Annotated in this window: 18 protein-coding genes; 7 read left to right on the forward strand and 11 right to left on the reverse strand. The window is 48.5% G+C overall.

What is annotated here, in order from left to right; translation table 11 throughout:
- Positions 1-80 precede the first annotated feature (80 nt).
- From metX to hemW, 5 genes are read left to right on the forward strand one after another with little or no spacing between them, the layout of a single operon-like run.
- On the forward strand, positions 81-1,226 hold the full coding sequence (gene metX / locus AK963_RS11130; RefSeq protein WP_066015521.1) for a homoserine O-succinyltransferase MetX: 1,146 nt from the start codon (positions 81-83) through the stop codon (positions 1,224-1,226).
- Positions 1,223-1,834 carry a methionine biosynthesis protein MetW gene (gene metW / locus AK963_RS11135; protein ID WP_066015522.1) on the forward strand — a complete coding sequence of 204 codons (612 nt, stop codon included), beginning with the start codon at positions 1,223-1,225 and terminating at the stop codon, positions 1,832-1,834. Before metX ends, metW begins: the two co-directional genes overlap by 4 nt.
- The gene (locus AK963_RS11140; RefSeq protein ID WP_083232585.1) at positions 1,834-2,343 is read left to right on the forward strand and encodes a DUF4426 domain-containing protein; all 510 of its coding nucleotides are present in this window, start codon (positions 1,834-1,836) and stop codon (positions 2,341-2,343) included. Before metW ends, AK963_RS11140 begins: the two co-directional genes overlap by 1 nt.
- 15 nt (positions 2,344-2,358) lie before the next feature.
- Positions 2,359-2,982 carry an RdgB/HAM1 family non-canonical purine NTP pyrophosphatase gene (rdgB, locus tag AK963_RS11145; RefSeq protein WP_066015537.1) on the forward strand — a complete coding sequence of 208 codons (624 nt, stop codon included), beginning with the start codon at positions 2,359-2,361 and terminating at the stop codon, positions 2,980-2,982.
- Between the two features lie 30 nt (positions 2,983-3,012).
- Positions 3,013-4,173 carry a radical SAM family heme chaperone HemW gene (hemW, locus tag AK963_RS11150; protein ID WP_066015523.1) on the forward strand — a complete coding sequence of 387 codons (1,161 nt, stop codon included), beginning with the start codon at positions 3,013-3,015 and terminating at the stop codon, positions 4,171-4,173.
- Positions 4,174-4,199: 26 nt separating this feature from the next.
- Here hemW and AK963_RS11155 read toward each other — a convergent pair whose 3' ends face one another.
- Complete coding sequence (locus tag AK963_RS11155; RefSeq protein WP_066015524.1) at positions 4,200-4,844, reverse strand: hypothetical protein; 645 nt, start codon at positions 4,842-4,844, stop codon at positions 4,200-4,202.
- A 786-nt stretch (positions 4,845-5,630) separates the two neighbouring features.
- On the reverse strand, positions 5,631-6,362 hold the full coding sequence (gene trmB, locus AK963_RS11160) for a tRNA (guanosine(46)-N7)-methyltransferase TrmB (protein ID WP_066015525.1): 732 nt from the start codon (positions 6,360-6,362) through the stop codon (positions 5,631-5,633).
- Between the two features lie 189 nt (positions 6,363-6,551).
- Here trmB and AK963_RS11165 point away from each other — a divergent pair, with 189 nt between their 5' ends.
- Positions 6,552-7,031: a hypothetical protein gene (locus AK963_RS11165; RefSeq protein WP_139117357.1), complete on the forward strand. Its 480-nt coding sequence runs from the start codon at positions 6,552-6,554 to the stop codon at positions 7,029-7,031.
- 16 nt (positions 7,032-7,047) lie between these two features.
- Here the strand turns inward: AK963_RS11165 and AK963_RS11170 are convergent, their stop codons facing one another.
- The 6 genes from AK963_RS11170 to AK963_RS11195 form a co-directional block, all read right to left on the reverse strand.
- Positions 7,048-7,422 (reverse strand): DUF423 domain-containing protein, encoded by a 375-nt coding sequence (locus AK963_RS11170; RefSeq protein WP_066015527.1) that lies wholly within the window; start codon positions 7,420-7,422, stop codon positions 7,048-7,050.
- Positions 7,419-8,657, reverse strand: coding sequence for a heme biosynthesis HemY N-terminal domain-containing protein (locus AK963_RS11175; RefSeq protein WP_066015528.1), 1,239 nt, complete (start codon positions 8,655-8,657; stop codon positions 7,419-7,421). Before AK963_RS11175 ends, AK963_RS11170 begins: the two co-directional genes overlap by 4 nt.
- Entirely contained in the window at positions 8,654-9,973 is a 1,320-nt protein-coding gene (locus tag AK963_RS11180) for a uroporphyrinogen-III C-methyltransferase (protein ID WP_066015529.1), read from the reverse strand. Before AK963_RS11180 ends, AK963_RS11175 begins: the two co-directional genes overlap by 4 nt.
- A 172-nt stretch (positions 9,974-10,145) precedes the next feature.
- Positions 10,146-10,898: a uroporphyrinogen-III synthase gene (locus tag AK963_RS11185; RefSeq protein WP_083232588.1), complete on the reverse strand. Its 753-nt coding sequence runs from the start codon at positions 10,896-10,898 to the stop codon at positions 10,146-10,148.
- A 21-nt stretch (positions 10,899-10,919) separates the two neighbouring features.
- On the reverse strand, positions 10,920-11,879 hold the full coding sequence (gene hemC / locus AK963_RS11190) for a hydroxymethylbilane synthase (RefSeq protein ID WP_420795608.1): 960 nt from the start codon (positions 11,877-11,879) through the stop codon (positions 10,920-10,922).
- Between the two features lie 101 nt (positions 11,880-11,980).
- Positions 11,981-12,757 carry a LytR/AlgR family response regulator transcription factor gene (locus tag AK963_RS11195; RefSeq protein WP_066015530.1) on the reverse strand — a complete coding sequence of 259 codons (777 nt, stop codon included), beginning with the start codon at positions 12,755-12,757 and terminating at the stop codon, positions 11,981-11,983.
- Between the two features lie 195 nt (positions 12,758-12,952).
- On the opposite strand from AK963_RS11195, the gene AK963_RS11200 reads away from it, so the two are divergent.
- Entirely contained in the window at positions 12,953-14,299 is a 1,347-nt protein-coding gene (locus AK963_RS11200) for a tyrosine-type recombinase/integrase (protein ID WP_066015531.1), read from the forward strand.
- Positions 14,300-14,305: 6 nt separating this feature from the next.
- Here AK963_RS11200 and AK963_RS35300 read toward each other — a convergent pair whose 3' ends face one another.
- The 3 genes from AK963_RS35300 to AK963_RS11215 form a co-directional block, all read right to left on the reverse strand.
- Positions 14,306-14,668 (reverse strand): helix-turn-helix transcriptional regulator, encoded by a 363-nt coding sequence (locus tag AK963_RS35300; protein WP_238593702.1) that lies wholly within the window; start codon positions 14,666-14,668, stop codon positions 14,306-14,308.
- 14 nt (positions 14,669-14,682) lie between these two features.
- Positions 14,683-14,898, reverse strand: a complete 216-nt coding sequence (locus AK963_RS11210; RefSeq protein ID WP_139117358.1) for a hypothetical protein — start codon at positions 14,896-14,898, stop codon at positions 14,683-14,685.
- A gap of 29 nt (positions 14,899-14,927) precedes the next feature.
- Positions 14,928-15,277 (reverse strand): recombinase RecT (locus tag AK963_RS11215; RefSeq protein ID WP_175404491.1); only part of this gene is annotated, 350 nt, incomplete at its 5' end.

The raw sequence follows: 15,277 nt of genomic DNA on the forward strand, positions 1-15,277 counted from the left end.
GAACTTTACTCCGGATTGGGAATGTAGAAAGGCACTTCCAGAGAGGTGTGCTATGGCCAAGAAAGAGAAACAGGAAGTTTATGCCTGAAGTGATTCCTGCCGATTCGGTTGGGCTCGTAGAGCCCAGAGCGATACAGTTTAATCAGTCACTGTCGTTGAACTGTGGAGAGCTGCTGGATGGATTTCAGCTTATGGTTGAAACCTATGGTGAGCTGAATCAGTCTCGCTCCAATGCTGTACTGATCTGTCATGCCCTCAGTGGGCACCATCATGCGGCAGGCTATCACAGTATGAAAGATCGTAAGCCCGGCTGGTGGGATAATTTTATTGGCCCCGGAAAACCCATTGATACCCGTCGGTTCTTTGTTGTCTCTCTCAATAACCTGGGGGGGTGCCATGGCAGTACTGGCCCAATCAGCACCAATCCCAAAACTGGTAAACCTTATGGGCCAGACTTTCCGGTGGTCACTGTAGCAGACTGGGTAAACAGTCAGGTCATGCTGGCTGATCATCTGGGTATTCAGCAATGGGCTGCGGTTATCGGAGGGAGCCTTGGTGGGATGCAAGCCCTGCAATGGAGCATTGCTTATCCTGAAAGACTTCGACATGCCGTCATCATTGCTTCAGCCGCCAGGCTGTCTGCCCAGAATATTGCCTTTAATGAAGTAGCCCGACAGGCCATTATGTCGGATGAACAGTTTTTGGATGGCCGTTACCTGGAAGAGAGCAGCATACCCCGCAAGGGTTTGGGGCTTGCTCGTATGATTGGGCATATCACTTATCTGTCTGACGATGCCATGGGAGCCAAATTCGGCCGTGAGCTGAAAAATAAAGGCTTCAGTTACGATTACAATGTTGAGTTCCAGATAGAAAGTTATCTTCGTTATCAGGGCGAGAGTTTTTCCGGAAGCTTTGATGCCAACACCTACCTGTTAATGACCCGTGCACTGGATTACTTTGATCCAGCCAGTAATTATGAAAACAGCCTGCCAGATGCGCTAAGCAGAGCAACAGCCAGGTTCTTTCTAGCGTCCTTCTCAACAGACTGGCGCTTCTCACCTGAACGTTCCAGGGAGATTGTCGATGCACTGATGAGGGTGGATAAGGATGTGACTTATCTTGAAGTGGATGCTCCCCAGGGTCACGATGCTTTTCTGATGAATATTCCCCGCTACGTGCGTGGTTTGTCGGCCTATTTGAACCGGGTGGCGGAGGAGTGCTTATGAGGCGGGGGGATTTTGAAATTATCAGGAACTGGGTTGCACCTGACAGCCGGATTCTTGATCTGGCCTGTGGTGATGGGCAGCTTTTGCATGAACTGCAGCGAGAGAAGCAGGTCAGTGGTTATGGTCTGGAAATTAATACCCAGAATATTGAAGCCTGCATTGAGCGGGGGGTAAACGTCATAGAACAGAACCTGGATCGCGGTCTGGGGAACTTCAAAGATGGTAGTTTCGATACCGTTATTATGACGCAGGCGCTTCAGGTTATGCACTTCCCAAACCTTGTACTGGAGGAGATGCTCCGGGTTGGGCGGGAATGCATTGTCACTTTTCCTAACTTCGGGCACTGGCGTTGCCGCCTCTATCTTGCAGCCTATGGCCGCATGCCGGTCTCGAAGTTTATGCCTTATACCTGGTATGACACACCCAATATTCACTTTTGTACCTTCAGGGACTTTGAAGCTCTGTGCCAGGAAAAAAATTACCGGGTATTGAACCGAATGGTCGTGGATCAATCGTATTACAGTGGGTTGGCAGGCAGGGTCTGGCCAAATCTGATGGGAGAAGTAGCCATTTATCACTTAACAAATGGGAAGGTGGAGGCTGCATAATGGTGATGCTGCACAGTTTAACGTTAATGACTCAGCGTTTGATGGCATGCCTGGCCTTGCTGGTGCTGGGGGTTATTGGAATGGTGAGCCCCGCGATCGCTGAAAGCCAGATTCCGGAAGCCAGGGTGATGAACCAGGAACCCATCCAGATGGGCAACTATCAGGTTCATTTCAGCGCATTCAATAGTACATTTGTACCGCCCGGTGTTGCAGAGCTATATAACCTCCGCCGAGGTAGCCGCTACGGTATCGTCAATATTGCGATTAGTGATGTTTCATCTGATGAGTTGGGCACGGCAGTAACCGGTGTGGTCAGTGGCCATACGATGAACCTGCTTACTCAGAAAGTGAGCTTAAAATTTTCTGAGGTCAAAGACGGCAGTGCGATTTACTATCTGGCCGACTTTAAGTTTTCAGATGAAGAGCTGCTAAAATTTGCCATAGATGTTAAGCCTCAGGGAAGCTCACGAAGTGAGACGCTTCGCTTTGAGCAGACCTTTTACCAGTGATTGATGAACAGTGTTATGACCAAGGACATTCGTCAGGTAGTACTTGCCAGTGGCAACAAAGGCAAACTGGCTGAATTCCAGCAGCTGCTGGAACCCCTGAACATCAGGATGATGCCACAAAGTGAATTTGGCATCGGAACTGCTCTTCCGGAAGCGGAAGAGACGGGCCTGACCTTTATTGAAAATGCCATTATCAAAGCCCGTTATGCTGCCGGGGTATCGGGCCTCCCGGTTATTGCCGATGACTCGGGTCTTGAAGTTGATTATCTCAACGGTGAGCCTGGCATCTATTCTGCCCGCTATGCGGGGCCAGAAGCTTCTTCTGCAGATAATAACCAGAAGCTGTTGAATCGACTGCAGGGTATCAAGTCTGGTGAGAGAACCGCACGATTTCACTGTGTGCTGGTTTACCTTCGTCATGAGCACGACCCTACTCCGATCATTGCTCATGGTCAGTGGGAAGGTTATATCATTGAAGAGGCTCTGGGAGATCATGGATTTGGCTATGACCCACTGTTTCTGGTTCCCGCGGAGCATCGTACGGCTGCAGAACTGCCCTCAGAGTTAAAGAATCAGCTGAGTCATCGAGCTCAGGCGCTACAGCAGCTGGCAGCCCGCCTCAAGGAGATAAAACACTGAAGTCAGCTTTTCTGCCTCAGTGCTGTTAACATGCTCAAGCTTCCTCCTCTTAGCCTTTATATTCATGTTCCGTGGTGCGTGAAGAAGTGTCCTTATTGTGATTTCAACTCGCACAGGATCACTGGTGATATTCCTGAAGACGCTTACATCAAAGCGTTGCTGAATGATTTTGAAAACGAACTGCCAAGCGTCCAGGGGCGTCCAATACACTCGATTTTTATTGGCGGTGGGACGCCCAGCCTGCTGACAGCAAACGCTTATCAGAAGCTGTTTAAAGGCCTTCAGGCGCGGGTGGTGTTCTCGGATGATATCGAGATCACCATGGAAGCTAACCCTGGCACCTATGAGCACGATCGTTTTCAGGCTTATCTGGATGCTGGGGTGAACCGTTTGTCATTGGGCGTGCAAAGCTTTCAGGATGAAAAGTTAGCGGCTCTGGGGCGTATTCACTGTGCCGGTGAAGCCAGACAAGCCATTGCTTCAATCACCAGTCACGGCTTCAGCAATATCAATATCGATTTGATGCACGGTTTGCCTGGTCAATCTCCTGACGACGCTCTTTATGACCTGAAGCAGGCTATTGACCTTCAGCCAGCGCATATCTCCTGGTATCAGCTGACCATTGAGCCAAATACGGTTTTCTACTCCAAAACACCGGCATTACCGCCTGATGATACGCTCTGGGATATTCAGGAAGCAGGACAGGCCTTACTGGCATCAGCGGGGTTTCAACAGTATGAAATATCTGCCTACAGTCAGCCTGGCCGACGCTCAAAACATAACCTGAACTATTGGCAGTTTGGTGATTATATTGGCATTGGCGCGGGAGCCCATGGCAAGTTAACAGATATATCGACGGGACAGATTTATCGAAACTGGAAAACCCGTATGCCGGCTGATTACCTGGCTGCTGATCACTATATCTCCCATGCCTTTGAGTCAGGACGACGAGTGCTGGAAGCTGATGAATTGCCTATTGAATTTATGATGAATGTGCTGCGGCTTCATGATGGCGCAGAAACTCAACTCTATGTTGAACGAACGGGACAAACACTGGGTGATATAAGCAGGCAATTACACTTAGCTCAGCAGCAAGGGCTGCTTGAGCCTGTTTTGGCAGAAAATAATCGACTCAAGCCTACCTCTACAGGTAGGCTTTTTCTGAATGATTTGTTGGAGCTGTTTGCGTAAGAGATTCGCTTGTCATTGAGGTATGTTCAGGTCAGCTGTGTTCTGTGGGTCTTATCACCATAAGCCGTAGTAATATTTATTTCGAAGGTAACCGCTTTACCAGGGTCAGGTGTTATATTTTTTACTTTCTCCAAAAATGGTTGAACACATTGATGTACTTTCTCTTTAAATTCAGGGATATCACCATCGGCCAAGCAGTGTTTATTTGCATTTTGGTATTCACGACTAAGAGCCCCCAATCTTGTTTGACTACTGCGTAGGGCGTCGGTCGCAATCTGTTTTAATGCTATGCCCCAGGATAGTTTTCCGTGAGCATCCTTTAGGGCTGTTTGAAGAAATTTAAGAGCATCGTTAACATTTGATGTGGCACACTCAATATGCTTCTCCACTATTTTTCCCAGTGTTGAGGCAATTTTTTCAGGAGTGTGGGACACTGTGTAGGTGGCTTGAATTGTTCTTTGACTGTCTGAGTGGCTTTCAATCTGACTCCTTCCACTACTGAGCATGGCAGTTGATTGAGCCAGAGGTGCTGTAGAAGGTCTTTCTCTAAAACTAACAAATTCTCTATTAAGTGCCTCACTTTTTGAGTCAAAATCTGAAAAAAATTCCTTACGGCGAGCTTCGCTGTCTTTCTTCCACTCAGACCTGATTTCATTCACTCTTTGTTCCATATCTTGTTCCATTTTCTCAAAGCTACTTGGTTCCGAAGGCCTGGGTCGGGCTGGTAGCTCACGACTACTTATAGTTGTTTCCCGGAACGTGGTTCTTACATGACCGGGGTTTGTTTGATGCGATGAGGGCAATGATGTTCGGCTACTGGAGTGGGACTCTGTTCTCATTGATGAAGAACGGCTTTCATGTTGGGAACTTACTGATGGTTGTCGAGGAGTGTGTTGGGAATACGAGGGGTTTGAAATAGAAGGGTGACTGAATAAATCTTCTACAGCGGGACTGGATGTTGGTTTGCTGCTGGTACCTGGATGAATATGAGAGCGACTTGCCTGTTGCGATGATGTCCCGGAGCCAGATGGGCCAGTATTTATACCGGTATGACTTTTGAGATAGCTTGAGGAAGAAGATTCTCTGGATGTTATGTTGTGCGTATTTAAACCTCTTGGGTTTGTTGTAGTTGATCCATAGTGTCGGGTATGTTCTGGTAATTTTTTGTCTGCCTGAACCTGCCTGTACTGTGGTGGGTGCTCTGGACGAGGCTGATTTGGTACTCCCGGTGCAGCAAAATTTTGGACTGGCCGAAACGGGTTTGGACGTAGTTGGTCTGCCATTTTGAATACCCATTAAGTTAATTTAATGGGTATATAGATGTGTATTTTATGGAATAGTTTTAGATCGAGTGGAACCCTTTACTCAATCTGAAATTGAGAACCGCTATAACCTTATTCATGATAGGGGTATATTGAGCCGCCGACGTTTACCGCCCAACTGCACAAGAGCTGGTTCTATAGGGTACGCTTGAATAGCAAGTCCCAGACCCCATGCCCTAATCGATGACCCCGCTTTTCAAACTTGGTTAGCGGACGGAAATCCGGTCTTGGTGAGTAACCGTTATCAGTGGCCAGGTTCTCGAAACCTTCTGCTGAATTCATGACTTCCAGCATCTGCTCGGCATAGTTTTCCCAGTCAGTTGCCAGATGAATAATGCCGCCAATTTCCAGCTTGGGACGAATAGACTCAATAAAAGCGGGCTGAATCAAGCGGCGCTTATGATGACGTTTTTTGTGCCATGGATCCGGGAAGTAAATCTGTACCCGCGCCAGGCTGCCATCAGGCACGCACTGTTTCAGTACTTCAACAGCATCGTCACAGTAGGTTCTCAGATTGTTGATACCCGCCAGACGAGCTTCATTAAGAAGACTGCCCACACCCGGGCGGTGGACTTCAATGCCAATAAAGTGCTTATCACCCTCCTGGGCAGCCATGGTTACCAGGGAATGTCCCATACCATAGCCAATTTCCAGAACTCGTGGTGCTTCATCAGTAAAGGTATTCAGGAAACCCTCGGTGCCCTGCTCCAGTGTCAGTCCCCAGTCTTGCCAGCACTCGTCCCAGCCTCTCTGCTGGCCCGTCGTCATACGGCCTGCACGGAGCACAAAGCTCTTGATCTGACGCTTGTGGGGGATTTCCTGTTGTGGGTCGTCAGTCTCGTCGACCGGTTTCACAGTATCGTTCATGGACATCTGAGTTCGTAAAAAATAATCGGTGTAAGATACTGGCCAGAATATAAATTGCAAATTCAATGGAACTAAATCTGCCCGTTCAGGATCTATCCAGTATTACAAATTTAACTGCAGATGTTCAGTCTTTCTGAATGCTATTCAGGGCAACTTGCTCCAGCAGATTTTTCAAAGGTGTTTAGTGTTATGCCAGGAGTGTCAGGTGTTTATGTTAGTACTTCTGCGTGTAACCAAGTTCAGGTTGCTGCAGAAGACCTCGGGAAAAGGGATGTTCTTGAGACATTAAATCACATGAGCTGCCACTGTGGACGGCTTGATGTTAACGGTAAACGAGTTAAGACCTGTGAACATGTGCTGTGCAGGGTATGTCTGGATAATCATGACAGGCTGGAAAAACACACGGGTTGTTCCTCGTGTGTCAATGACAAAAATCTCACCGAGTATACCTGTGAAGAAATAGAATGCCTGAGAAGCCTGAAAGTAAAGTGCTCTGAACCTGATTGTAATATCGAAAAGAGCCAGGAGGATATCGATGCTCATATTGCTACTCATAGCAATAGTCCGCAGCTAACAGAAAACCCTCCAAGTGTTATGCAACCCGAAGTTGTCATTTATGCCAATGGCAGAGCTATACCTCTTCAGGGGGATTCTGCAATTTTTATGTAACGAGTAATCGTTTCTTTTATCTCTGATAATCTTTAGCAGCAAAGATTGCTAATGTTAACCAGCCTAGAATAAACGCAATGCCTCCGATGGGTGTTACCATCCCCAGCCAGCGAATACCGCTCAGGCTTAACAGATAAAGACTTCCTGAAAACAGGACAATGCCCACAGTAAAGAGACCTGTACTCCATTTCAGTTTTTTTGAGGAAGGGTAATTGACTCCAAGCAAGGCAACTAAGAGCAATGCCAAACTGTGGTAGAACTGATAGTCCGCTGCGGTCTGGAAAACGTTCATCAACCGTTCGGAGATAACTCCTTCCAGCGCATGAGCGCCAAAGGCGCTCAGTGCCACTGCCGTCATACCGCTGATGGCGCCAACAAACAGGCCATTCATTGTTTATGAATCCTTGGCAGATTGGTTGCACTGTCAGCCGCTAATAACAGGCCTTCCTGGAAATAGCGCGAGCTGGTTTCAAACTCATCAAGGTGTGCGAGAAGATGACCCAGCTCGTTATAAACATCAACACTTTTACGGAGCCTGAGGCTGGCTTCAAGGTATTCCCGGGCTTTACCCCAGAGCTCATTGCGCAGTGCCAGACGACCAAGCGCCAGTAATAGCTCAGGATCATTTGTACGCTGGTTGAGCAGTGATTCTGCAAAAAGCAATTGCTTTTTCAGATCTCTACCCGGCGTCTTGCCATAAAGGCGGATCAATTGCTCGCTATAGCAGTGATTGAGGTTTTCTCGCAGCAGCAGTTCGGTTTTTTCTTCGGCACCCAGCCGTACGAGGCAGTCACAGTAACGATAGAGGATAACCGGATCCTTTCTCTGGCTGTGACTCAGGCCGGACCAGATATCGTCAGCTGGTTTGGTTTTCTCTTCAGCAGAGAAGCGGTTTCGACCGTAATTATAAGCCTGTTCGAAGAGGGCTTTAAATGCCTGTTGTTCCAGCTGATGGTATTCGTCATCCTTAATTACTTTCTGCTTGCGAAGCTTGGGCAGCAGTTTCTCCAAAGATTGCCAGTCATGCAGACGGATATAGACCTGTTTGAGCATTTTCAGAATGTAGCCATGACGAGGGTACTTTTTGTGCAGGTGTTTCAGTGTTGCGAGGGCCTGTTCCAGGTGATTACTTGCCAGCTGAAGCTGGGCCTGGGTGATGCCGATTGCCATTTCTGCACCAGGCGCTTTGCTGTCAGCCTGCCTCAGCCAGTTTGCACTGGCTTCGTAATTTCCAGCTTCATGGGCCGCTCTGGCGGCGGCCAGGTAATTGATCAACGGTGATTCACCACTTTTCGCCGCCTGGCCAAGGAGTCGTTCGGCTTTGCGCCAGTGACCTTTGGTAAACTCAGCCAGACCGCGATCAAACAGTTTCCTGGCTTTTGCTTTTCGGGCACCCGTTGACAGTGGGTAGATAAAACTGAATGTGCCCAGCAGTAACCGGCAAATGATCACGCCAAGCCAGACCAGGCCAAGGGAAATAACAACCAGCAGCAGCAACCCCCAGAGACTGCTTTCAAACGTCATCTCATCGTAAGCAATCAGAACATAACCATGGTCATTCACCATGATATTGGCCAGTAAAAAGCAGGCCGAAACAATGATCAGGAACAGTGCAAACCCTTTCATGAAATTTGCACTCCCTGTTCAGCAGGCTGATCCGGCTCTGTCACTGGTTTACTGCTTTTCTCATCGTCTTTTCCCGGTGATACTGGCGTCACTTTGTTTTCTTCGGGCCCGGTGGTCGAATTTCGTTCCTGCTGTAATGTGGGAGAGGTATTGGAGCTGGACTGGTGGTCTTTCAATGCATCCAGAGAACGATGGATATTGGGCATTTTTGGGGTTATAGAGAGCCCTTCCAAGTCCGCAAGCTCTCTAGCCAGCTCATTGCTTGCCTCACCACCTAACATAAAATAACGACTCAGCCAGTCACTGGTTTGCTTGAGACTGTTCTGATATATCGACTGTTGCCCTGTTATCAGTGCCAGTTTGCTTTGTTCGATCAGCATTAGCATCTTCTGACGAATTAACTGGTCCTGTTCTGGTGTCAGCAATACTTCAATGGGTTGTTCACGCTGGGTATTGATACGAAAGAGGCTGGTGAAGCGGTGCCAGGTATCCAGTAACATCGCCTTGATGGTTTCCTGCCAGGTACTTTCAGCTGGAGGGGTGGCTCCATCCGTGACAGTTGATCCAGGTTTCAAGGCAGTGGCCACATCCGCAATATGGCTATCATCCAGGATAACAAGGTCAGGGATTAGATCTGCAATTGCCTGGAGTCTGAGCCAGATGCTTTCCTGGTTCAATATGGCGGTAGATTTCAGAACCGCCATATCTTCTGCCAGGGCTTCTCTGACAGGAAATAGAGTGTAGTCGTCCAATTGCCCCAGTATCTGCTCTGCACTGGCCATAAGCTCGAGGGCGCCGGTGATGTCATTGACCGTCAGTAGCCGCTGATTGGCAAGACGTATGAGGTATTCGACTTCAGCAACACGCCATTGGTTACGTGTAGAGCCTTCAAGCTCTCTGACTTTGCTAGAAAGCGTATCAATTCGGGATAAAAGTCTGGCTTCGCGTTGTTGCAGAGCTTGCAACTGTTCTTTTTGTCTCTCAATATCAGTTGAGGCGTTTTGTGCCACTGTCGTCAGCCTGGCCTGATGACGTGCGATCTGGGTCTGCAGCTGGTCCATTCCCTCACGAAGCACCGGCTGGCTCTGTTCCAGCGGCATGGCACGCCAGCCGATGTAGCCACTAAGGCCCAGGGCACAGGCGGATATCAACAGGGCAAATCCTGCCAGACCTTTACCTGGCCCCTTGGTTCTGTTCTTTTTGGCGGCTTGCTTTTCTGAATTGGACTCTGTCGCTGAAGTGATGTCTGTTTTCTGCTGAACATCTTCAGGTGTATTTTCTGGTAAACGGTCTGTGTTCTGGTCTGTATCGCTCACGCTTTGGCCTTCCGATTGTTCTAGAGGATGGTCAGAGAAAGTGTCGCGATCATTTTTCTGGATCTTGTAGGATTCGTGATCACTTCTTCAGGGGATCCCATTCTCTTTTCAAAAGAGTCTGATTTGAGGTGGTAGGGAGTCAGAAAACAGGCCTCCACCCTCACTACCGACGCTATGTCGGGATAGCCTCCAGTGCCGGCAACATCATCTCGTTGCTGGCTCCACAGGTATTGGTTACCTGTTGGAAACCCAGACTATGTGCCTGTCTGGCAACCCGTTCACTGGGAACAAGCAGCCGGTAGTCAGCTCGATAGGACATGGGTAGGTAGTACCCAAGATTTGTCAGGGTTTCTCCACTACCACAGAGGATGACATTGATTGAATGGCTTTCCAACTTTTTTACGACTGCATTGCGCTCATAGGTTGGGCAGGAACGTTGATAAACATCCATAGTGTGAACACTGGCACCTGAACGACTGAGCTGCCCCTCCAGCACCTCTCGTCCCCCTACTCCTTTGAGAATAAGGACTTTCTTATCCTGCACATTGCTAAATGCTTCCAAAGTAAGAAGGGCTTCACTGTCTACGCCGGTTTCCGAATATTGAGCCCTGATATCAAACTGCTCAAGTTCAGCCGCTGTGCTGCTGCCAATAGCAAACCACTGGCAGTGAACCGGTAGCTGTGGCCAGTATCGTTCGATCAGCTCAACCCCCAGACGGGCAGCCGGGCGGCTGGTAACAATAACATGGTCGAACTGGTCGAGCATCAGCAGGCAATCTCTCATTGCCTGTGTTTCTGCCAGGGCATTAATACCCAGCATGGGCAGCGGCCAGGCCAGGCCACCTGCTTCCCTGATGGCTTCTGTCAGTGCCTGAGCCTGTGGCTCAGGACGGGTCACCAGTGCTCGGATATGTGACAGGTTCATTGTTCTCTAATTACCCGATAGTCAGTGATGAGACAGCTCAGCAAGTATCTTGTCCGCTCCCTGTTTCAGGAGAGATTCAGCCACCTGAATACCTGCAGATTCATAATCTTCAGCGGCGCATGTCACTTCACTTCGATAGATGGTTTGTCCATCAGGGCTGCCGACCAGACCTCTGAGAAACAGCTGATCTCCGTCCAGTTCAGCAAATCCGCCAATAGGTACCTGGCAACCACCATTCAGGCGTCTATTCATGGCTCGTTCAGCACCAACCCTGATTGCGGTTTGCTCATCGTGCAAAGGGGCAATAAGCCGCCTTGTTTCTTCATCACCCAGACGCAGCTCAATACCTACGGCGCCCTGTCCAGCAGCCGGCAGGCTCAGGCCTGTATCCAGATAATCACGAATACGGTCGGCCATCTCCAGTCGAATCAGCCCGGCGGCTGCCAGTATGATAGCGTCATACTGGCCATCATCCAGCTTGGCCAATCGGGTATTCACATTGCCTCGCAGAAACTGAATCGTCAGGTCAGGACGGGCGGCCAGTATCTGACACTGCCGGCGAAGGCTTGAAGTGCCCACAACGGACCCTTGTGGCAGTTCATCCAGAGAGGCATAGTGATTTGAGACAAAGGCATCCCGTGGGTCTTCGCGCGGACAGATAACCCCAAGCCCAAGACCTTCCGGAAACTCCATGGGGACATCTTTCATGGAGTGCACAGCAATATCTGCACGGCCTTCCATCAGCGCATTTTCCAACTCTTTGACAAACAGCCCCTTGCCACCAATTTTTGCCAGTGGAGCGTCTAGAATGCGATCACCCTGACTGGTCATTTTGACCAGTTCTACCTGAATATCCGGATGGTGGTATTCCAGCTGCTGCTTGACATACTCTGCCTGCCACAGGGCAAGGGCACTTTTACGGGTCGCAATACGAACGGTTTTCACAGGAATGACGGCTTCTGTTGTTGAAATAGTGCTCAAATTGAGTGCCAGTCAGCAACTGGCAACGTAGTTGTAGGGGATAATACGATAGACGGGCTTTAAGAGACAGTTTTGCAGTTAGGCCAGGCATGTCCCTGTTGTTACAGGGACTGCATTATCTTCTTGATCTGTGGCACATGACGTCGGCTGATGGACAGTGGCTCTGGTACTTCCCTGAGATGGATAAAGCAGTGGCCCTTGTCATCACGGGACAGGCTTTCAATAGCATCGCGACGAACCAGTGCGTTTCTGTGAATCCTTACAAAGTGCTGGCTGTGGTCTTCTTCCAGGGTTTTGAGCGGGTCATCGATCAGCACTTCACCATGACGGTGATGAACCGTCACATATTTATTATCCGCCATAAAATAGAGCACATCATTCAGGGGAACTAGTTCAATACCACGCAATGTTTTGGCCGCGATATGGCCCTGTTCTTTATGCTCTGGCAGATGGTCGTTCAGCCAGGCCAGTTGCAGACGATTCAGTTTACTGGCACGTTGCAATGCCTGATTCAGGTCTTCCTGGCGAATCGGTTTCAGCAGATAACCCACGGCCTGGGCATCAAAGGCTTCAAGAGCATGATTGTCGTAAGCGGTACAGAAAACGACCGCCGGTGGTTTGTCCATGGAGCTGATATATCTGGCAGCTTCCAGCCCACCCATAACGGGCATGCGAATATCCATCAGCACAATATCCGGGTGGTACTGGCCACAGAGATCAATGGCATCCCGTCCATTACTGGCCTCATTTTCAAGCACCATAAAGTTATCAATCCGGCCAATCAGGTGTCTCAGCCGTTCCCGGGCCAGTGGCTCATCATCAACAATTAAAACGGCACTTTTTTTTAAATTCGTATCTATACGTCTTCCGCCTTCCATAAATCCATTATCTCTTGTGTTATCAATGCATTGTGCCGCTTCCCATTATATCGGCAATGTTTCACTATTATTCAGTACTTTTGTTCCTGTAAGCTAAAAACAGCCACTCAAACAGCCACCAAAGTGGAAAGGAACCCAAAAACAGCCACCATGTCTAATAAACCACAGAATAAAAACAGAGAGTAAGGAGAAGCTATGGACGTGATAACCGATGTGGCACTGGCCGAAATTCAGGCGGAAGTGCATGGGTCAAAAGCTAAACGTGAACTGACTAATAAACTGGATGACTTGCCGGGTGTTTTGTTAGCAAGAATAGCCGCCCACAAAATAGATTTTTATTACAAATTTCAATGGGAGAAAAAGAGAGAATTATTACATCTAGGTATGTATTCCCCTCGGATAAGGAAAGACAGAATAACTCTACCCCAAGCATTTGATGAGGTAACTAGACAAGCGGAGATAAGAAAGGAAGGGAAAAATCCAAAAGAAGTGATACAGCAGCAAAAGGATGAACAGGAAGCAGGCCTGCGGCGCAGAATAAAACTGGCTGATACCCAAGGCTATGGGACTTTCGGGCGATTATTGCAGATGTATGAGGATTCGTTAGAAAACCCTGAAACGAGAGCTGACGCTAATAGTTCATTCAAACGGTTAAGAGAGCACCTGCCAGAGCTGATGACCATGCAAGCCAGAGACATCGAGTGGGATCACTTACAGCCTGTTTTTGAGGATTTGCTTGAAGAGGGGAAAGGCCCGATGGCAAATCATACGCTGGCTTACTTAAAAGCGGCATTCAATAAGGTCATGAAAGTGGTGCTAGATAGCAATATGACCATTGGAGCAAAAGATGAATTCGGTTTGATTGCTAACCCTCTGCAATTCGTGAAACAAAACCCGAAATACAACAACGCAGGAAAAGATGACTGGTCAGAGTTAGAGCTGGCGACCATTTGGCACAACGCAATAAAATATAAAGGCCCTGTAACGGGACGTTTTATCCGATTTATTATTGCAACCGGTGGTCAGAGAATAAATCAGACGTTAAGAGTCAGCTGGAAAGAATACCTGTTGAATTCAGAACATCCTTTTTTTGTTATTTCCAACATGAAGAAAAAACGAGGAGGTAAAGAAACTCCGCACATAGTACCGCTTAACAAATTAGCACTGGCAGAAATAAAGGCAGTGAAGGAGATAACAGGGCATTGTGACTATCCATTTGCAGGGCGTATCGGTTCAGGCTTAAACCAGCATCGGCCATTGGCAAGCAAGCGTCTTTATAGTTCTATGCAGGAGTTGAGCAAAAAATCCAGACTAAGGCCTCTGACCTTAGGCGCAACCAGAACGACCGTAAAAACATTATTAGGCCCGTCAGGCATAGATAAACACATAAAAAACATGCTTCATGGTCACGGTTCAATGGATGTAGCAGACAAAAATTACGATAAGTTTGATTACTTCGACGAGAAGAAAAAAGCGATGGATGTATGGAACGACTTATTAGAGAAAATACTGGAAGAAAATAAACCGATGGGGATGAGCTAGGGTAAATTACCCTAGCCTCCGTTTTTCTACCCAGGCAATAATTTCTGAACGTTTCCATGCAACAGAGCGAGGCCCGATCTGAACACGGTTCGGAAATTTACCGTCTTTTTCCTGCCGGTAGATAGCGACACGATTCAGGCCTGTCAGTTTTTCCACTTCAGCAGAACGAATAAGCTCGTCGTCTTCAGTGTTACCAGGGAGCTGCATAAAGCAGGCATCGATAGCAGCTTGCGTAGTGACCAGACGACCTCCTGCTGTTTTTGCATAGCGGATATTTTGCCGCCTTAGAAAGCGCTCCAATTGATCAACGGAAACGTAGCCTGTCCATTGCAGCAGACACTCAGTATCAATCAGTCGTTCAGCACCCATGACCATCACCTCCCTTATAAATGCTCGCCATCGATATCGGAAACGTTACGCACCTTCAATTCGGGCTTGCTGTCCACGTCTGAGTGCCGGATAACAAATTCACCGCCCTGAAAGGTTTCATACACTGGCTGTGCTTTTGTCAGCAATTTAAGCAGCACGACCGCATCCTCCACCGAGTTCAACATCCATTGATTCGAGCCAAAAGAAACCACGTACACATTCTCATCCATAAGATTATCCTTTTTAGAGGCGGCACCCATCAGAGTGCCTTATTGAGATCCGCAGCACTGGAGACAGCGCCGTCGATAATTTCACCGGTATCCATATCCACCACGACACCCCCGTCATCGTTACGCAGCAGCGCCTCGTTATGTTGAGACAGGCCAGCGTCCGCCCGTTCATCCAGACCGACAGCGGTGAGTGCTTCAATAGAAACCGGGAGGTATTTAAACAGCCGACGGACAACGCTCTTTTTTGCCATTTCTTCAAAGTGCGTCTGCCACGGCCCGTCGTTTTTGGCTTTTGAGGAGTCACGCACTTTCATGATCTCCTCTACGGTCATGTATTCCACTTGAGAGCCACCGCCCTGCAGCTGCGCCACAGCGTAGA

The sequence above is a fragment of the Endozoicomonas atrinae genome (genome assembly GCF_001647025.1).
Classification (GTDB): domain Bacteria; phylum Pseudomonadota; class Gammaproteobacteria; order Pseudomonadales; family Endozoicomonadaceae; genus Endozoicomonas; species Endozoicomonas atrinae.